This window comes from Pedobacter sp. GR22-10 (assembly GCF_026239715.1).
Taxonomy (GTDB): Bacteria; Bacteroidota; Bacteroidia; order Sphingobacteriales; family Sphingobacteriaceae; genus Pedobacter.
Map to the genome: position 1 here is coordinate 1,145,274 of NZ_JAPIVR010000002.1, position 19,132 is coordinate 1,164,405.

Here is a 19,132-nt window from a genome sequence, read left to right on the forward strand (position 1 = left end):
TCAGGATGAAACCATCAGGAAGATTTTAGCCTACAGCAGAAAAAAATAAGAATTTACAAGAGCTAAGGAAGGCTGTTCTACAGGTGTAGGGCAGCCTTTTTTTGCTTTTTGGTTGAGCTAACATTTTAATCATAGAAAATTCTCAACCCGTCTTCCTTTTTAAGATGTCCCGATTTTTACAATTGGAAAAACAAAAACCCATACCTTTGCATAGTGTAATTTTAACACTAAGAGCAATGAATAAAAATCTTCTTCCACTTACTTTGGGTGGTTTAGGCATCGGAATTACAGAATTTGTAATGATGGGATTACTCCCTGATATAGCTAAGGGTTTAACGGTATCAATTCCAAAAGCCGGACACCTGATTTCTGCTTACGCATTGGGTGTGGTAATTGGTGCACCTTTGTTAATCATCATTGCCGGGAAATATCCACCTAAAAAGATACTAATCGCCTTGATGGTCATGTTTACAGCATTTAATGCTTTTTCTGCGTTTGCACCTACATTTAATACCTTATTTATTGCCAGGTTACTTTCTGGCTTACCGCATGGTGCCTTTTTTGGTGTAGGCTCAGTAGTCGCTAGCCGCATTGCACAAAAAGGAAAAGAAGCACAAGCCGTTTCGATGATGTTTATGGGTTTAACCATCGCGAATATAATTGGCGTTCCGCTAGGTACATATATTGGGCATAATTTCTCCTGGAGGATCTCTTTTGCGGTAGTGGTAGCTGTTGGATTAATTACTTTGTTAAGTCTTAAATTATGGTTACCTGCTTTAGAGGCGGCTAAAAACCGTGATCTGAAAGCTGAACTTGGCTTCTTCAAAAAGAAAGAAGCCTGGATTATTATTTTAATGATCTCCATCGGTACCGGTGGTTTGTTTACCTGGTACAGTTACATTGCACCACTAATGACAGAGGTTGCCGGTTTTTCGCCAGGAGCAGTTACCTACATCCTGATGCTGGCAGGCTTAGGCATGATGGCCGGAAATTTTATTGGTGGCTTACTGGCGGATAAATACTCACCAGCCAAAGCATCGGCCGTATTGTTGCTGGCCATGATGGTTGCCCTAACCATTGTACATTTTGTTTCTGCAAACCAGGTGCTGGCGCTGGTGATGACCTTTATTACAGGTGCCGTGGCTTTTTCCCTGGCCGCCCCCATTCAAATGCTCATGATCCAGTCGGCCAAAGGCTCAGAAATGCTGGCAGCATCTGCCAGTCAGGCCAGTTTTAATATTGGTAATGCATTAGGCGCATTTTTCGGCGGACTTCCGCTGGTTTATGGTTTCGACTACACCTCACCTGCTTATGTTGGTGCAGCGATGGCTTTAATTGGCGCTTTCTTTGCCTTCTGGTTGATTAAAAGCAAATCAAATAATAACATTGCCGAACCCAAACAAAAATATGCCGTGATGCATTAATTATTGTAATGGATAGCCTACATTAATGGCTTATCAGCAATTTGCTTATTATATTTGTCCATGCTTAAAAAAGAACGTTATAAACTTTTTGTAGAACATTTTTCGGCTAAGCAGCCTGATGCGGAAACAGAGTTACATTATCATAATCCTTATCAGCTGCTGGTTGCAGTAATTCTTTCGGCACAATGTACTGATAAACGGGTGAACATGGTTACGCCAGCCCTATTTCAGCGTTTTCCGAATGCAAAGTCCTTAGCTGAAGTCACTCCGGATATTGTGTTTGATTATATTAAAAGTATCAGCTATCCGAATAACAAGGCTAAACACCTGGTCGGAATGGCGAATATCCTGGTGAATGAATTTAATGATGTTGTTCCTTCAGGAATAGATGATTTACAAAAAATGCCGGGTGTGGGTCGGAAAACGGCAAACGTAATTGCTTCAGTGATTTATAACGCACCAGCGATGGCTGTGGATACACATGTATTTCGTGTAGCAAACCGTTTAGGTTTAACCAATGGCAAAACACCATTGGCAGTTGAAAAAGATTTGGTTAAAAATCTGCCTGAACAGGATATTCACATTGCGCATCATTGGCTGATTTTACATGGCCGATATGTTTGTTTAGCTAGAAATCCGAAATGCAAAGTGTGTGAGATTACATATATGTGCCGCTATTTTGAAAGATTAACCGCACAAACAGAACGTGATCAACTAAAAATGAAAATAATTTAATTTTACTATTGACATTAGCTAAAAAACAATTAACTTAGCTAAATATTTTAGTATTACAAATTATTAACATCAGTATATTTAGCCGACAATTCAATTATATTTACGGAATCAAATCTTAAAAAAATGGCAAGCGCAAATCCAGATAAATTAAAAGCATTACAGTTAACCCTAGATAAATTAGAAAAATCTTACGGTAAAGGAACCATCATGAAACTTGGCGATACCGCTATTGAACCTATTGATTTTATTTCTACAGGTTCCATTAGTTTAGATATTGCTCTGGGCATTGGTGGTATTCCAAAAGGAAGGGTTATTGAAATTTATGGACCGGAATCTTCGGGTAAGACAACTCTGGCTACACACATTATTGCAGAAGCACAAAAAAAAGGTGGTATCGCTGCATTTATTGATGCGGAACATGCCTTTGATCAGTTTTATGCCAAAAAATTGGGTGTTGATACTGATAACCTGTTAATTTCTCAACCGGATAACGGTGAACAGGCATTGGAAATTGCTGATAACTTAATCCGCTCCGGTGCCATTGATGTTATTGTGATTGACTCCGTTGCAGCATTGGTTCCTAAAAGTGAGATTGAAGGCGAAATGGGCGACAGTAAAATGGGTTTACATGCCCGTTTAATGAGTCAGGCACTTCGTAAATTAACCGGAACCATTTCAAAAACCGGATGCTGCTGTATTTTCATCAACCAGTTACGGGATAAAATTGGGGTGATGTTCGGTAATCCGGAAACGACAACGGGTGGTAACGCATTAAAATTCTATGCTTCGGTACGTTTGGATATCCGTAGAATTTCACAAATTAAAGATTCTGATGAGGTTTCCGGTAACCGTGTTAAGGTTAAGATTGTAAAAAATAAAGTGGCTCCACCGTTCCGGATTGCAGAATTCGATGTAATGTTTGGGGAAGGAATTTCTAAAAATGGTGAGATTGTAGATTTAGGTGTTGATTTCGGCATTATCAAAAAGGCAGGCTCATGGTATTCTTACGGAGATACCAAATTGGGTCAGGGTAGAGATGCCGTAAAACAATTATTAAGCGATAATCCTGAACTGGCTGAAGAACTGGAAGTAAAAATTAAAGCTGAAGTAACAGGTGAACACTTGCAAGAGAAATAATTAAAGTACTTTCATACATAAAAAAGCGTCCCGATGTAAAACCCGGGACGCTTTTTTGCTTTCATTAACCTGGCATTTAATAGCTTACTGAAATACCAAAATTGACAGAAGTACCTCTACCCTTCGAATAGAAACCTGGCTGCATAAACCACTGTGCCCTGGCAGGAAAATAATCCTGGTTAAAAATATTATCCACACCCAGTGAAAGTTTTGTATTCTTTTTAACCTGATAAATTCCTGCAAAGCTAAATAAGTTATATGCCCTTACCTCACCTTCGTTTCCATTGTATACACCATTGCTGTTTTTCTCAAATCTGTTACGGGAACCGATTCCGGTAAAATTCATGGTTAAATCCAATACCTTTAACGGGCTATAGGTTAGGGAAGCGGTAACTTTTGGTGCAGCAATACGGCGGCCATTAAGGTAAAGGTCTGCAGCATCGTTATATTGACCGTTTTTGTCGATATCGCGTTTGCCTTCTGTATAACTATAACTTGCTGATAAACCAAGGCTCTCAAACAAACGGTAATTTGCAGCGAGTTCAAAACCGTATATTTTTTCCGGACTTCTTGCTGTATTAAACAAACCAGTCACCGGATCATAAACCACTTCGATGCCCAATTTGGAAGTACTGATGTAAGCAGAAGCTGAGAGGATCAAGCCTCCTATTCTACTTTCAAAACCTGCTTCATAATTGTTAACCTTTACGGCATCAGTATTGATTTTATCTATGCTGTTCACTTTTGCATCACGCAGGGCAAGACCAATATCCATTACCGAAAACCCTTGTGAAAACCCAACAAAAGGGCTGAAGATATTGAACTTATTATACCTTAACCCTGCATTAAAGAGATATGTACTGTACTTTAGATTCCCTCCTTTTACATCAAAAGATGGCGTAATGGTGGTATTGTTGGCACCAGTAGTTCTTAAAGTACGGTAATCATCAACAGCTATAGCAACATTTTCATAACGCAGGCCGGTTTTAAATACAAGATTATGCAGGATATTAAAATCTACTTGTGCAAAAGGCGCTACATTGGTCATGTCCATTGTCGGCACCCATATCCTGCCATCTACCAATGGCTGTGCTGTCTTATCTTTCATAAAATCAGCACCATAGGCAATACTGGCTTTTAAAAAGTTAAAGTTGAGCAATGGTGTTTCCAAAAATAAACGCGCACCTTTTTTATCATTTCTTGCCAGCGACTGTCCATCTCCCCCATCAAAACGACCTAAAGAAACGTAGAACACATCTTTTCTTGTTTCATAATATACATCTGCATTTAAACTGGACTGAAGAAAAATGCTGTCAATTTTATATGATAAGTGCAGGTTGTGGTTATAATCTACACCAGTCGGAATACCCAAGGGTTTACCCAGCACACCCGTTGCTTTCTGCCCGGTTGCCAGATTACCATTAACAAGGGTAAAATTGCTGTTTTGCAAACTGCTGTAAGTGTTATAGGTAAACTGGATACGCTGGTTCATTGCCGGCACATAGCCGATTTTTGTAAAAGCATTGTAGCTATCTGTTTCACCTAAACTGTAATTTGGCCCTACCACATCGCCTTTAGCATCTTTATATTCACCGGTTTGTTCATACATCCCACTTATCACATAATCGAACTTGCCCAGTTTTCCGTAAAACATTTGGTTGATCCTGCCACCTGCTGAATTTTTAACTTTCACAATTGATCCGTTGAGGTTGACCTGAGTTTTACCTGCAAATTTTGCAGCCGTATCCGGAACCATAGTGATGTAATTGACCAAACCTCCGGCAGCACCATTGCCATAAATTGCCGTTGCCCCTTTTACTACCTCAATTCGTTCGAGCACTGACGGATCAATAGACCTTAAATCTACTTCCGCATTCCTGAGCGGCGAAGATTGTGAAACACCATCAATCATCACCAGCATGGGGCGGCCACGCAGATTCTGCCCCACATTATTACCTGTTTGTGCGGTTGGTGCAAAACCAGGTACCTGATTGGCCAATATGGTACTTAAATCCGGGTTGATGGCCATCTCCCTCGAGAGTTTTTCCTTATTTACGATACTGACTGAAGTGGTAATGTTTTTGACATCCTCTGGCTTTCTGGAAGTAGATATCACAACGTCATCCAGTTTGTTAGGAACTGGATCTAAACCAATATTAATAATGGTATCACCGCTAAGGGATAAAACATTTTTGGTAAATGCTTTGTAACCTACAGCCTGTGCACTCAGTATAAATGGAATACCACTTTTAATATACACAGCATAATAGCCCTTGCTATCAGCCTGAACTTTTTGCCCTGAAAAAGAAATGGTTACATAAGGGATTTCGCTTTTATTATCTTTAACATATCCCTCAACCTTTACATTTTGTGCATGTAAACGAAGAATATTCAGCGAGATGAGTACAATGATGAGTAGGCTTTTTTTCATCTATATTTGAATTTTTTCGCCAAATATAGTGAATCATACCTATCTAGATTAGATCTAAATAAAAATTAAGTCAGTAATCTAATTCTGACTGAATACAGCATTGAAATCTTTCGTGACATAGACAATCACCAAAAGTGCTGCGATAACCAAAGCACCTAAAATAATTACTCCCCAGCTTCCTTTCAGTTTATTTTTATCCTTCCGGATCAGGTAATATAAAATTCCGACAAGTGGTATTGCACAGACAATCCAAAATACCAATGATGCTCCAGTCATATATACGATTTTACTATTTCTTTTTTGTAATTACTCTTTCTTCAGCCAACTCAACACCTAACCAACTTTAACCTAAAACTCCATCCGTGCCATTGGTGATACTTCCTGTCCGGCAAAATCTTTCGCCAAAAACTTTTGATAACCGGCAATGGCAATCATTCCGGCATTATCTGTACAATACTGAAAAGCAGGAATATAAATTTTCCAGCCCAGTTCATCAGCAGCTTCCTGCAATCCCTTTCTTAAGCCCGAGTTGGCCGATACGCCACCTGCAATGGCTATTTCCTTAATATGATATTGCTTAGCCGCCTTTTTAAGCTTGTTTAATAAAATTTGAACGATACTATGCTGTACAGATGCGCAAATATCATTTAAATTTTCGGCAATAAAGTTTGGATTCTCTTTTTCCTGCTTCCTGATGAAATAAAGGATAGAGGTTTTAAATCCGCTGAAGCTAAAATTAAGTTCAGCAATCTGTGGTTCGGCAAATTTAAATGCCTTAGGATTACCCATTTGAGCATATTTGTCAATTAATGGACCACCGGGATAAGGCAGCTGCAATATTTTAGCCGTTTTATCAAAGGCTTCCCCCGCGGCATCATCAAGGGTTTCACCAACAATTTCCATATCAAAATAATCTTTCACCAAAACAATCTGGGTATGCCCGCCTGAAACGGTCAGGCATAAAAAAGGAAAGTTGGGTTTAGGATCATCAATAAAATGCGCCAATATGTGCGCATGCATGTGATTGACAGAAATTAAAGGTATATTTAAGGCGAGTGCAAAAGATTTTGCGAAGGAAACACCCACTAAAAGAGAGCCAAGTAAACCTGGGCCCCGGGTAAAAGCCACGGCATTAATGTCCTGTTTTGTAACCTTCGCGTTCTTTAATGCCTGCTCAACAGTTGGGACTATATTCTGCTGATGTACCCTGGATGCCAATTCAGGGATTACACCACCATAATTTTCATGAATTGTTTGGTTCGCAATAACATTGGCCGTAATTTTGCCGTTGTTACATATGGCGACTGAAGTATCATCGCAAGAGGACTCGATAGCAAGTATAACAGACAAATTATTTAAATTTTAAGCTGCAAAATTATTAAAAAACTATTTAAAATACTCCTTTGGGTAATTGCATCAATAATTTTGCTGCTTGCGCTTATTATTTTCTCACTACAATTTAAACCAGTTCAGACTTATGTTGCTCAAAAAGCCGCGGCATATTTATCTAAAGAGCTGAACACCACTATATCCATTAAAAGCCTTTACATCAAGCCTTTCAAATCAGTCGTACTGGAAGATCTGCTGGTTCTTGACTTACAAAAAGATACTTTACTGCGCACGCCACAGTTTATGGTAGATATCAATTACCTCTCACTGGAGAAAAAAATAATTGATATCAGTACCGTTCAAATCAATAACGGACAATTTTTCCTAAAGGAATTCAAAGATAAGTCATCTAACCTCGATTTCATCATAGACTACTTCGATTCCGGTAAACCTACTGTAAAGAAAAAGAAAACAAAGCCTTTTGATGTCAAGCTGGGCCGGCTCATTTTAAACGAATTTGCCTTCCGCTATACTAATTTTGCGGCAAAAGATCTTAAACAAGGCACAAGTGTAAACTTTGATAATGTTGATGTGAAAGCTTTAAGTGGCATTTTTGAAGGCTTAGATACTAAAAACCACTTATTTAAAACACAGATTAAAAACCTGACTCTAAAAGAAAAGAGTGGCTTTTACCTTAAAAATCTGACTGCCCAAACAACCGTTGACAGCAATGCCATAGAGCTAAGAAACCTTTTATTGGTGACTGATCATAGCCGGCTGACGAATTATTACCAAATGAAGTTTAAATCTTTTAAGGATTTTAACCATTACATCGATAACATCAGGATGAAGGCCGTTTTTAAAGACAGCCACATGTCATCCAGAGATGTGGCATTTTTTGCCCCGGAATTAAATGATATGAAACTGGACCTGGATATCGATGGGCAAATTACAGGCCTGGTGAATAACCTCAGGGCTAAAAAATTATCCATCAAAGCGGGTAAGGCCACTTATATTAAAGGAGATTTCGTACTTCGCGGACTTCCTAAATGGCGGGAAACTTTTATGGACCTTAAAATTGAAATGGCCGGAACCAATAAAACAGATCTGGACCAAGTTCTGGCGGGTATTACCAACAGCAAAAAGAAAATAATCCCTGTCATTGTAAATAAGTTTGGGAATATCAATTTTAATGGCAGCTTTACTGGTTTTCAAAATGATTTTATCGCATACGGTGAGTTTAAGACTAAATTAGGCAGAATCGTTTCGGATGTAAATATGAAGATTGATAAAAATGATATCCCTTCTTATACCGGCAACGTAAAAACCTATGATTTTAACCTGGGAAACCTGATCGATGAAAAATCTTTAGGCAAAATCACTTCTTCATTATACGTGAAAGGCCGCGGCACTGAACTTAAAAACCTGACCGAGAAAATTAACGGGGATGTTGATTATATCGATTTCAATAAATATAGATACCGCAACGTTAAAATTGATGGTACATTTGATAAAAAATATTTCGACGGAAAACTCAGCATTAATGACCGGAATGTTAAGCTTGTTTTTGATGGCGGTGTAAACCTGAATCCAAAACTCCCTGTATTTAACTTTAATGCAACCATTTCAAAAGCCAGGTTAAAGACTTTAAAATTAATGAAAGACTCTTTAACGGTTGATGCCAAATTCAGCACCAATTTTTCAGGAACCAACCTGAATAATATTGAAGGCAGTTTACTGGTTGAAGCAATCAGGCTTCAGAACCCCAAAGGCATTTACCATATTGACTCGGTACAGTTAATGGCAGAAGGAACGGGCATTAACAGGAACCTGAACATCAAATCAGATATTTTAGATGCCAGCATCAGCGGACAATATGATCTCAATTCTATTGTTTCCTATTATAAGGCCATAGCCAAAACTTACATCCCATCGCTTAAGGCGGATATCATCAAATACAATAATCAGATCTTCAAGTTTAATCTGGTGGTTAAAAAGTTTGAACCACTGGCACAATTTATCTCTCCGGGTCTTGAAATGGAAGAAGGCGCCACCATAATCGGCGATTTTGATTCCAGGAACAATACGGCAACACTGTCTGGCTTTGTCAAGAAAATGAAGTACAATGGCATTGTAGTAAACAATATTATACTGGATGAAAACACCACAAAAGAGCAGCTTCAGCTAATTGTTACTTCAGATCGGGTACAGCTAAACGACAGCTTGTTCATTAAGGATGTGAACATTTCCAATATTCTCCGAAATGACAGTCTCGCTTTTAACATTAAAATGTCTAACGCTGATGAAGCCAACCAACTGGATTTAAACGGATTGGTGGAATTTACCAAAAATCAGGATACCACAGCCCGGCTAAGCCTTTTACCTTCCATTTTAAAAATTAACAGTGAAGAATGGAGAATACAGGAAAAGGTAAGAATTATCCTGAATAATGGTAAAACACTCATCAGTAATTTTGATTTAACCAACGGGAACCAGCAGCTTACCGTTGATGGCTTATTATCTGCTGATCCAAAAGATTTGCTTCAGGTGGGTTTTAAAGATTTCAGTCTGAAAACGCTTAATCCATTTACAAAAGGCTTTGGGGTAAAACTAAGTGGAAATGTAAATGGCGATACCAAACTGTACGGCATATTAAAATCACCAAGAGCAACTGATAACCTGAAGGTAGACTCGCTTAATTTTAATGACATCTACATCGGAACACTTCAGGATACCTCTTCATTTAATGGCGAAAACAGTAAAGTGAATATTTTCACCAGAATAACAGCCGATGATACGGAAACTTTTAAACTCACAGGTAACCTGGATTTAAATGAGAAATTCATCGACATGAATGTTAAAATGAATGAAAGTAAACTAACCATTTTAGAGCCATTTGTAAAACAACTGGTCTCCAACCTGAAAGGAAATATATCGGCTGATTTAAGCGTAAAAGGAAGTTTAGATAAACCTGCCATTAATGGAGACCTGTCATTAGATGAGGGGCAGTTAATGGTAAATTACCTCAAAACAACCTATGTAATTACGGATAAGGTAAATATTGAAAACAGTATCATTAATCTGGATAAATTCAAAATCCGCGATTTAGAAAATAATGAAGCAGTTGCAGATGGATCCATTGATTTGAATAAACTTGATGATCCTACGCTAAATATCCTGGTTAAGGCAAATAACTTCATTTCCTTAAATACGACGGCTAAAGATAATGCTGTTTATTTCGGAAAGGCTTATGGTACAGGCGAATTTAAGTTTAGCGGGCCAACCAGCAGGATGAAGATTGATATTAAGGCCAAAACCGAAAAAGGAACAGTGTTCAATCTTCCTTTAAACAGTTCTGAAACCGTTTCAGATAAAGACTTCATCAACTTTATCAGCCGGGATTCGAGTAAGGTGGTGAAAAAAACCACCAGTTTTGATGGCCTTACACTAACTTTCAAACTCACCATCGATCCCAACACCACCGCTAATATTTTCACTACGCTGGGTAATCTGAGTGGAAAGGGAAACGCCGAGCTGAACCTGAATATCAACAGCCTGGGCGATTTTGAAATGTCTGGCGATTATATCATCGAAACCGGTAGCTTCGATTTCACGGCACAAGAGGTGATCAATAAAAAATTCGAGATCAGGCAGGGTGGAACCATCAGGTGGACAGGTAACCCTACGGCTGCTCAGATCAACCTGAAAGCCGTTTATGCCTTACGTGCAAATTTAAATGAACTGTTTAAGGCCGCCAACAGGGATGCCAGCAGTAATGCCAACCAGCGGGTAGATACCGAAGTTGAAATGGGATTAACAGGATTACTGCTCCAGCCGGAAATTAAACTGGACATCAACTTTCCCTCACAACCTTCTATCAAAGAGCAACTGCAAACTTATTTAAGCGACCAGAATAACCTAAACTTACAAGCTTTTAGTTTGATCATCAGAAGGAGTTTTGCTTCAGGAAACGGCGGGGAATCAATCGGGAATCAATTGAGTTCTACCGCAACAAGTACGGCTACGGAGCTTGTATTCAACCAGTTTAACAATGTACTCTCTTCACTAAACCTGAACTTTGTGGATCTGAACGTACGTTCATTGAACGAAGCCAATGCTTCATTTAAATTCTTTAACAACAGGTTGATCATTAATGCCGGTATTGTTGACAGAAACAGTGTGAACGATTTTAATGTCATTAATTTCAACAATGATAATGTTGGCCGGGAGGTTGAAGCCCTCTTTTTAATCCGGAAAGATGGTAGCCTGACAGTAAAGGCTGCCAACAAGCCGCCTACGCAACAGAGTATCTTCCTGAATAGCGGAATCAGTCCGACTGCAAACGTAACTTCATTTGGATTGGTATACACCCAGCAGTTTGATACTTTTAAGGAGTTTATTCAAAAAATTTCGGGTTCTTACCGCAGGAACCTGAAACGCAGACAAAGTGAGGCGCCGGTTAAAGTTAATAAATCAATCAGTAAAGAGGCGATTATCAATCAAAGCAAGGGAAATCAGCGGAAGTAAATTTTAGTTATCTGTTGATAGCTGGAGCCCGCTCTTTTTAAGGAAGAGCGCCTTACCAACAAATCCGTCATGAAGAGATGGCTTCTTTACAAATGAGATTACTACCATTTATACAGCCCCTATCCACCTATCGGCACGGTTACCGATATAAAATCGGCATGCACCCCAGAAGGGAAAGGCTCTGGGAAAAAAGCAATCCCTATTTGATCGACACTCCTCTAATCATAAAATACAGTAAATAAAAAAACCAGTGGTTAAACCACTGGTCTTAATTATTCTGAACGCCTGATTGCGGATTGAACTATAAACAGCATCTATCCTTTCATAATGGAATGCCCCATTTTATCGCGTTTGGTTCTCAGATAACGCTCATTATGTACGTTGCTTTCAATTTCAATGGGAATATTTTCGATAACCTCTAAGCCATAGCCAATCAAACCGGCTCTTTTAGTTGGATTATTGCTCATTAAACGCATCTTGGTAATGCCTTCTGACCTGAGTATTTGTGCACCCACGCCATAATCGCGTTCATCTCCTTTAAAACCCAGTTTAATATTGGCTTCAACGGTATCAAAACCCGCATCCTGAAGATTATATGAGCGCAATTTATTAATCAGTCCGATGCCCCTGCCCTCCTGATTCATGTACACCACAATGCCTTTGCCTTCTTTCTGAATCATTTCTAATGATTTATGCAACTGCGGACCGCAATCGCAGCGGCAGGAGCCAAAAATATCACCGGTAACACATGAGCTGTGTACCCTGGTCAGTACAGGTTCATCCTCTTTCCATTCCCCTTTCGAAATGGCCAGGTGTGTGGCATTGTTATCCAGCTGTGTGTAAGCTGTCATTTTAAAATCGCCCCATTCTGTTGGCAAATCAATGGTTACTTCCCTTTTAATTAAACTGTCTATGTTTAAGCGGTAAGCAATCAGGTCTTCAATAGAAATGATCTTTAACTGGTGTTGTTCTGCAATTTTAAACAGATCCGGGAGCCTGGCCATTTCGCCATCCTCTTTCAAGATTTCCACCAAAAGACCAGCAGGTTTCATCCCCGCCAAACGGGCCAAATCTACCCCGGCCTCAGTATGACCAGCACGACGAATCACGCCGCCATCCTTCGCAATTAAAGGAAAAATATGCCCTGGTCTTCCCAGTTCTTCCGGTTTGGTTTGAGGATTGACCAGCGCCAGCATGGTTTTTGACCTGTCGCTTGCCGAAATTCCCGTGGTACAACCATGGCCTACTAAATCAACTGAAACCGTAAAATTGGTTTCGTAGGCTGCTGTGTTTTTCCCCACCATTAAATCCAGGTTTAATTCCTTACAACGCTCTTCAGTAAGTGGTGCGCAAATCAAACCCCGCCCATAGGTGGCCATAAAGTTAATGACTTCGGGCGTTGCATTTTCTGCGGCGGTAAGAAAATCGCCCTCATTCTCCCTGTTTTCGTCATCAACAACAATAATTACTTTACCTGCTTTAATATCAGCAATGGCTTCCTCTATGGTGTTTAATTTTGTTTGCATTTGTTCAAGGCATATTTATCTAGACTGATCAGGTTATTTACAAGGTGCTAAATAACATACAACTAATTTGCCGATACAAAGGTACAACCTTAACAGACAAAAAAATCTTTAAAATATCATTTATAAGTAAAGGAAAACGGCTATTGTTTTTGCTTAATCCGGAATAGTTTAATGAAGAACTGCTTATAATAATTGACATCAAACAAGGCCGAATCAACCGTAGCTTTATAAGTTAAAAATGCCGCCAGCGGAGACAATACAATCACGGCAATCCACATGGCTACGATTGGATTGGTTGAACCTTCACGGGCTGATTTTTCAGCGACTGTAGTGATGATGTGGTACACCAGGAAAAACGAGATGGCAATCACCACTGGCAGGCCCATACCGCCTTTGCGGATAATGGCACCCAGAGGCGCACCAATAAAAAACAATAGGATACAGGAAGCTGCCAGGGTAAATTTTCGCTGGTATTCTATCCGGGTAAAGATAAATTCGCCTACTAAATCGGCATGTCGCGGTGCCGTGTTGGATAAATTCTGCATCATTCCGGCCACGATGTTCACGGCATTGTCAAGGCTTGCCTGTTTTGACCCGTTCGGAATATCTTTAATAATGTTATCGCTGATTTTTTTCGGCGTAACCTTTAAACTGGAGTATCCTTTGGTGGTGGTATATTGTTTCAGGTTACCAGAGGCCATTCTTACGGAGTATCGCCCCAAGGTATCCAGTACCCTGGTTAATGAATCGCCTTTTTTAGCTATCCCCCTTAAATTCAGCATCGGTGTACTGTTTCCGAAAGCATTAGGGTCTGTTCTGTTCATATCAAATGATTCGAGGCTAAACCTCGGCTCTGTTTCTTTAAAGCGGGTGCGGTTTAAAATCTGCCGTGGATTGTACGCCCCACTGGTACTGGCCTGCTCCTCATATTGTACGCCGTCTTTTAATTTAAGCAGCAGGTATTTACCATCAGAAGTTTTATTCATTTCACCTTCTTTGGCCATGATCACTTTCGGAATCCCATTGTTGCCCCTGTGGTCGTATATGAGGATGCCGCTTAATTTTCCGTTTTCATCTTTGGCATCTACCCGGATGGAGAAATTCGGAATACTATTGTTGAATACGCCGGGTTTGATCAGAAAAGATAGTTTTTTATTGCGGATGTCGTAAAGCAATGAACTGAATTTCAGGTTCGCCTTAGGTAGCATGTAATTGGAAAAAAGAAAGGAACTGATGGTGAGCATGATGATCACCACGAACAAAGGTCTCATGGCTTTCTGCAATGAAATACCGGCAGATTTGATGGCTACCAGTTCATAATTTTCACCCAGCGTACCAAATGTCATGATGGAAGAAAGCAAGACAGACAGTGGTAATGCCATGGCTACGTTAGCGGCCGAGGCATAATACATCAGCTCTAAAATGGTATACCACTCAAAGCCTTTGCCGATTAAATCATCAATCCACTTAAACAGGAAAAACATCAAAAGGATAAACATTACCACAAAAAAAGTGGCAAGGAATGGCTTGATGAATGCTTTAATAAGAAGAAGGTGTATTTTTTTCACCCTACAAAGGTAAGCAATACGGTATTAAACTAGGCACCTAAAACGCTAATCAAATAATCAATTTGATTATCCCAGATCAATTTTTTCTCTGCCAGTAAGTCATCCGTGGTAAAATCGGTAATGGCCAGTGCTACATCATTGGTGAGTTCGTCCTGCACAATTTCCATTTCAAAATAGCATTGTGGTTCGTCATCCAACCACTTAAACTTAACCAGTTTGTTTTCTTTGATCGAAACCAGTTTAGCTTTTAGTTGCTCATCATCCCAGGTAAAGGTATAAACCTGATCGCGAAAATTTACATCGTCGGCAAACCATTGTGATAAGCCATTTGGCTCACTGATAAAGCTATACAAAATTCGTGGTGACGATTTAACCTCGTACTCAAGCGTAAATTTTTTCTTTTCTGCCATGTTCATTCATTACCAGAATAAATCTGGGTGTATTTTTTTTATTTTATTTTTCTAAAGAAAGGTAAATTATTCTATATTTGCAACTCCAAAAAATAACCAGCTAAATATTTGATATTATACACAAATATTTATACCCGGCGGGGTAGCTCAGATGGTTAGAGCGCAGGATTCATAACCCTGAGGTCGGCAGTTCGATCCTGCTCCCCGCTACATTGATTACCAAGCCTTTAGCTTTTTACAGCTAAAGGCTTTTTTATTGAAGGTACAACAGCACAGGGCGGTTAAATATATATCAGCCACTATCCCAAAAAATCAAATCCTACAAATAACAGATAATTTAAGGGAAATTTTATTCGCCTTAAATATTATCATCGAACATTGTAGTTTTGAAACTTGTGAACTAGACTGATTTAAAAGAAATTTAACTATATCTCTTTCTCCATTCAAAATAAATGACTCGTCCCATATTTTAGGCTCTTCATTTTCCACCCGCACAGAATGTTGGTATGCATTTCTGTTTGGTTCCTTGGAAACGGCTCGTACAGTAATAATACCTTTGTTCTTTAGGCGTATAATCAATGGGGCAAGCTTATTTGCAAAATCATCTGCCACTTGCTTGTTAACAATAGATTGCACTTTTCCATTTTCACCTAATTCAATCCCTCTTTTCTTTGCTTCACACAAAACCTCATTTGTCGTTTCACTTATTCTACGTCTCTGTTCTTCTGCTACTGCAGCCAGTATATAAATTGTGAACCGATTGACATTCGGATTATCTACGACAATGATCTCGACCTTAGGTTTTACAATCCCTGCGATTTGTTCTACATATCTCCCCAAACGATCAAGTCGTGCCACAATGAGTACTGCTTTCTTTGTTTGCAAAGTTAAGTGCATGAAATAATCCTGATCGTTGTTTTCTCGGCGATTTGACCTCACTAACTTCATCCAAAATTTCGTATTCATTTTGCTTGCGATAGTAATCAACTGAACTTTGTTGAGCTTCTAATCCCAAACTACTTCTTCCCTGGCGTATTGTAGAAATCCTGTAATAGGCGCTGGATAAATCCGGGAGATGAACAGCGTACCAACGTCCCTTCGTATGATGCCAATTCATCTGATGCTCAAAGTCGCAGAGACGTTACTTATTATAGCCGTGCAGACATTAACGTGGTGAGTGCATCTTACATTAAAATGCGTGACATTACGCTTTCTTACAGCCTGCCTTCCTTATGGATTAAAAAGCTGAAAGCCGATCAGGTTACTTTGCGTGCCCAGGTGTCTAACGTGATGTTATGGAAAGCAAATAAAGATGGTATTGATCCGGAATTCCAGGAAGCCAGTTTAGCCTTCAGGAATCTGCGGATTAACCAGGGCTCCGTATCATTTGGTTTGAACGTAAAATTCTAATAAACATGAAACAGATATTTAAAAATATAAAAACTGCGGTTGTGCTTGCCTTGCTTTCGACCGTTTTTTTCTCCTGTAAAAAGTCTTTTCTGGAAGTGACTCCGAAAGGCAAGCTGATTGCGCAAACCGTATCAGACTATAATTTGCTGCTCAATAACCTGGACCTGATTAATCAAATCTCCTCAAATGCGCAGATCACTTTGGGCGATGAAATGGCTGCAATTGAACCTTATTACAGCGGAAAGACTTTAAGAACTCAGCGCTTGTTCCGCTGGGACGATGTAGTTTATGAACCGAATGAAGATGCCGGCGAACTTTCTGCCCCATTGAAAAATATTTATACCTACAACAAAATTATTACCGAATTGCCCAATGCCACAGATGGAACCGAACTACAAAAATCGTCTATCAAGGCTGAAGCCATGGCAGGCAGAGCATGGACTTATTTTCTATTGATTAATTATTTCGGTAAGCCCTATAATGCCACGACATCTGCCAGTGATCCGGGTTTCCCGATTGTAACCGCACCCGATGTCACGCAAACAAAATTTACAAGGGCAAGCGTAAAAGAAGTGTATGATTTTATTATAAACGACCTGGTTAGTGCTATTCCTAACCTGCCTCAGAAAGTAAGCTCCCGCATCCGGATGTCGAGACCTGCGGCAGAAGGAATTTTAGGTAAGGTCTATGTGTATATGGGCAAGTTTTCAGATGCGCTACCCCATTTAAATGCATCGATACAAGGTTTGGCCAATGCATCCATCCCGGTAGGGCTTTATGATTATAATGTAACCTTTGCGCCAGGCGGACAATTTACACCAATTGACGATTTTGGCGTTCCATATCCAAACCTGGATGGAATTCAGGAAAATATATATGGAAAACAGTGTTATAACGATGGACCTTTTGGAAATGCACTTGTACTCGATAAAAAGACAGTTGATTTGTATCAACCGTCAGATTTAAGGCTGAATTTTTATTCGTCAAATGCCGTCTTTGGTCCAGAATACCCTCAGGGCTTTCTCAGAAGAACCAGTCCTGGCACCATTCAATTTGGGGTGGTTATTCCGGATTTATACCTTCTAAGTGCAGAATGTAAGGCACGTACCAACGATTTATCTGGCGCGAAAACGGATTTGGAATACCTGCGTATCAGAAGATTGCCCTCAGATAGCTACGAGGTACCGACTTCCATTGCCAATCAGCAGCTGCCCTTGTTGAAATATATCCTTGATGAGCGCATCAGAGAATTTTCAGCCATGGGTTACCGATGGTTCGACATGAGAAGGCTTTCAGTAGATCCACTCTTTAGTTCCAATGCCTATACCCACACATTATACTCGGCAACAGGTACGGTCAGTAAGACATTTACCTTAAAGCCAAATCGTTTTACACTCCGTTTTCCTCAAAAGGTAATTAATGAGAATCCGGGTATGGAAAACAACCCATAAATGTAAACCATAATTTTTTCTAAATAATTCAAAAAACATGTTAAAAATACTAGTTACTGCAGTAATTGGCCTGGCCGCTTTTTCTGTAAACGCGCAAACCGGCTTTTCCATTAAAGGAAAAATTCCAGCTAAGTATGATGGTCAGAAAGTGATGCTGGAATATCGGACTGAAAAACAGGAAGTGAAAGATTCTGCTGTAGTCAAAAACGGTTCTTTCTCATTTAAAGGCAAAGTGAATGCTGTTGTAAAAGCATACCTCAATTTAAAACCGACCGAAGAAAACAAAGAAACGGCAAATAACGATGATTTCTATTCCAGAAATTATCAGACATTCTTTTTAGAAAACACCAATATCAGCATTGTAGGCAATCAAATCAGTAACGCCACCATCAAAGGCGGACCCGCACAATCGGATTACCTGCTTTTAAAATCTCAGTTAAAATCGCTGGAAGCAAAGCAGATGGTCTTGAATGAACAGGTGATGCGCAGTTTCAGAAACAGCAAGGAGGATAGCACAAGTAAAGATGCGCCAAATGAATTTGCGCCGCAACTACAGCGCTTGTATAGCGAAATTGGTAAGGTACAAAATGCGTTTATCCAGCAGCATCCAGACTCTTATGTAAGTCTTGATTTGATTAATGAAAGGAATGACGGCGCGGTTGAACTGGAAAAGCTAAAGCGTGATTTGAAACGTTTGAGCCCCAGAATGAAAAACACGGCCATTGGCAAGAATTTACAGGTTAAATTGGCCATGGCCGAAAAAACCGGCATTGGGCAGCAGGCGTTGGATTTTACCCAGAACAATACTGAAGGAAAGCCCGTAACCCTATCTTCTTTAAGAGGGAAGTATGTTCTGGTCGATTTTTGGGCCAGCTGGTGTGCACCTTGCCGGGAAGAAAATCCAACAGTGTTAAAGGCTTACCAGAAATTTAAAGACAAGAATTTTGAAATTATTTCCATTTCCCTGGATGATAAAAAAGAGCCCTGGTTAAAAGCAATTGAAGCAGATGGCTTACCCTGGATCCAATTGAGTGATTTAAAAGGCTGGAAAAATTCGGTAGCCAGGTTGTATGGGGTAACCTCAGTTCCCCAAAACCTTCTTTTAGACCCGAATGGAAAGATTGTAGCAAAAAATCTTAGAGGTGAAGAACTACAAATGGAACTGGATAAAATCTTTAATTAAA

General features: G+C 39.6%; 13 protein-coding genes, 1 tRNA gene and 1 pseudogene. 8 read left to right on the top strand and 7 right to left on the bottom strand.

Annotation, left to right across the window (positions count from 1 at the left end):
- The first annotated feature begins 236 nt into the window (after positions 1–236).
- The 3 genes from OQX64_RS12430 (at position 237) to recA (ending at position 3,296) form a co-directional block, all read left to right on the top strand.
- On the top strand, positions 237–1,424 hold the full coding sequence (locus tag OQX64_RS12430) for an MFS transporter (protein WP_088300331.1): 1,188 nt from the start codon (positions 237–239) through the stop codon (positions 1,422–1,424).
- 60 nt (positions 1,425–1,484) lie between these two features.
- A complete protein-coding gene (gene nth, locus OQX64_RS12435; protein ID WP_265819002.1) occupies positions 1,485–2,159 on the top strand; it encodes an endonuclease III in 675 nt (224 codons plus the stop codon).
- 123 nt (positions 2,160–2,282) lie between these two features.
- Positions 2,283–3,296 carry a recombinase RecA gene (gene recA / locus OQX64_RS12440; protein ID WP_088300333.1) on the top strand — a complete coding sequence of 338 codons (1,014 nt, stop codon included), beginning with the start codon at positions 2,283–2,285 and terminating at the stop codon, positions 3,294–3,296.
- 76 nt (positions 3,297–3,372) lie between these two features.
- On the opposite strand, the gene OQX64_RS12445 is transcribed toward recA, so the two are convergent.
- The 3 genes from OQX64_RS12445 to tsaD all read right to left on the bottom strand — a co-directional run bounded on the left by OQX64_RS12445 (position 3,373) and on the right by tsaD (position 7,077).
- Positions 3,373–5,727 carry a TonB-dependent receptor gene (locus tag OQX64_RS12445; RefSeq protein ID WP_265819003.1) on the bottom strand — a complete coding sequence of 785 codons (2,355 nt, stop codon included), beginning with the start codon at positions 5,725–5,727 and terminating at the stop codon, positions 3,373–3,375.
- Between the two features lie 78 nt (positions 5,728–5,805).
- Positions 5,806–6,003 carry a hypothetical protein gene (locus OQX64_RS12450; RefSeq protein WP_088300335.1) on the bottom strand — a complete coding sequence of 66 codons (198 nt, stop codon included), beginning with the start codon at positions 6,001–6,003 and terminating at the stop codon, positions 5,806–5,808.
- Positions 6,004–6,075: 72 nt separating this feature from the next.
- The gene (gene tsaD / locus OQX64_RS12455) at positions 6,076–7,077 is read right to left on the bottom strand and encodes a tRNA (adenosine(37)-N6)-threonylcarbamoyltransferase complex transferase subunit TsaD (protein ID WP_265819004.1); all 1,002 of its coding nucleotides are present in this window, start codon (positions 7,075–7,077) and stop codon (positions 6,076–6,078) included.
- Positions 7,078–7,152: 75 nt separating this feature from the next.
- On the opposite strand from tsaD, the gene OQX64_RS12460 reads away from it, so the two are divergent.
- Positions 7,153–11,583: a translocation/assembly module TamB domain-containing protein gene (locus OQX64_RS12460; RefSeq protein ID WP_265819005.1), complete on the top strand. Its 4,431-nt coding sequence runs from the start codon at positions 7,153–7,155 to the stop codon at positions 11,581–11,583.
- Positions 11,584–11,897: 314 nt separating this feature from the next.
- Here the strand turns inward: OQX64_RS12460 and OQX64_RS12465 are convergent, their stop codons facing one another.
- From OQX64_RS12465 to OQX64_RS12475, 3 genes are all read right to left on the bottom strand, one after another.
- Positions 11,898–13,109, bottom strand: coding sequence for a bifunctional 3,4-dihydroxy-2-butanone-4-phosphate synthase/GTP cyclohydrolase II (locus tag OQX64_RS12465; protein ID WP_088300338.1), 1,212 nt, complete (start codon positions 13,107–13,109; stop codon positions 11,898–11,900).
- A gap of 140 nt (positions 13,110–13,249) precedes the next feature.
- Entirely contained in the window at positions 13,250–14,677 is a 1,428-nt protein-coding gene (locus OQX64_RS12470) for an LptF/LptG family permease (protein WP_088300339.1), read from the bottom strand.
- Between the two features lie 29 nt (positions 14,678–14,706).
- Positions 14,707–15,087 carry an START-like domain-containing protein gene (locus OQX64_RS12475; protein WP_029284154.1) on the bottom strand — a complete coding sequence of 127 codons (381 nt, stop codon included), beginning with the start codon at positions 15,085–15,087 and terminating at the stop codon, positions 14,707–14,709.
- 136 nt (positions 15,088–15,223) lie between these two features.
- Between OQX64_RS12475 and OQX64_RS12480 the strand changes: the two genes are divergently transcribed.
- Positions 15,224–15,297: transfer RNA gene (locus tag OQX64_RS12480), tRNA-Met, on the top strand.
- A 102-nt stretch (positions 15,298–15,399) separates the two neighbouring features.
- Here OQX64_RS12480 and OQX64_RS12485 read toward each other — a convergent pair.
- Positions 15,400–16,204: pseudogene (locus OQX64_RS12485) on the bottom strand (recombinase family protein).
- Positions 16,205–16,281: 77 nt separating this feature from the next.
- Between OQX64_RS12485 and OQX64_RS12490 the strand changes: the two are divergent.
- The 3 genes from OQX64_RS12490 to OQX64_RS12500 are packed head-to-tail and all read left to right on the top strand — an operon-like array spanning position 16,282 to position 19,131.
- The gene (locus OQX64_RS12490; RefSeq protein ID WP_265819006.1) at positions 16,282–16,497 is read left to right on the top strand and encodes a hypothetical protein; all 216 of its coding nucleotides are present in this window, start codon (positions 16,282–16,284) and stop codon (positions 16,495–16,497) included.
- Positions 16,498–16,502: 5 nt separating this feature from the next.
- On the top strand, positions 16,503–17,948 hold the full coding sequence (locus tag OQX64_RS12495; RefSeq protein WP_265819007.1) for a RagB/SusD family nutrient uptake outer membrane protein: 1,446 nt from the start codon (positions 16,503–16,505) through the stop codon (positions 17,946–17,948).
- A gap of 37 nt (positions 17,949–17,985) precedes the next feature.
- Entirely contained in the window at positions 17,986–19,131 is a 1,146-nt protein-coding gene (locus OQX64_RS12500; RefSeq protein WP_265819008.1) for a TlpA disulfide reductase family protein, read from the top strand.
- Position 19,132: the final 1 nt, after the last annotated feature.

Coding starts and splice junctions, on each gene's coding strand:
- OQX64_RS12490 (WP_265819006.1), top strand. CDS start 16,282: ATGCGTGACATTACGCTTTCTTACAGCCTGCCTTCCTTATGGATTAAA.
- OQX64_RS12450 (WP_088300335.1), bottom strand. CDS start 6,003: ATGACTGGAGCATCATTGGTATTTTGGATTGTCTGTGCAATACCACTT.
- OQX64_RS12445 (WP_265819003.1), bottom strand. CDS start 5,727: ATGAAAAAAAGCCTACTCATCATTGTACTCATCTCGCTGAATATTCTT.
- OQX64_RS12495 (WP_265819007.1), top strand. CDS start 16,503: ATGAAACAGATATTTAAAAATATAAAAACTGCGGTTGTGCTTGCCTTG.
- OQX64_RS12430 (WP_088300331.1), top strand. CDS start 237: ATGAATAAAAATCTTCTTCCACTTACTTTGGGTGGTTTAGGCATCGGA.
- recA (WP_088300333.1), top strand. CDS start 2,283: ATGGCAAGCGCAAATCCAGATAAATTAAAAGCATTACAGTTAACCCTA.
- OQX64_RS12475 (WP_029284154.1), bottom strand. CDS start 15,087: ATGGCAGAAAAGAAAAAATTTACGCTTGAGTACGAGGTTAAATCGTCA.
- OQX64_RS12465 (WP_088300338.1), bottom strand. CDS start 13,109: ATGCAAACAAAATTAAACACCATAGAGGAAGCCATTGCTGATATTAAA.
- nth (WP_265819002.1), top strand. CDS start 1,485: ATGCTTAAAAAAGAACGTTATAAACTTTTTGTAGAACATTTTTCGGCT.
- OQX64_RS12500 (WP_265819008.1), top strand. CDS start 17,986: ATGTTAAAAATACTAGTTACTGCAGTAATTGGCCTGGCCGCTTTTTCT.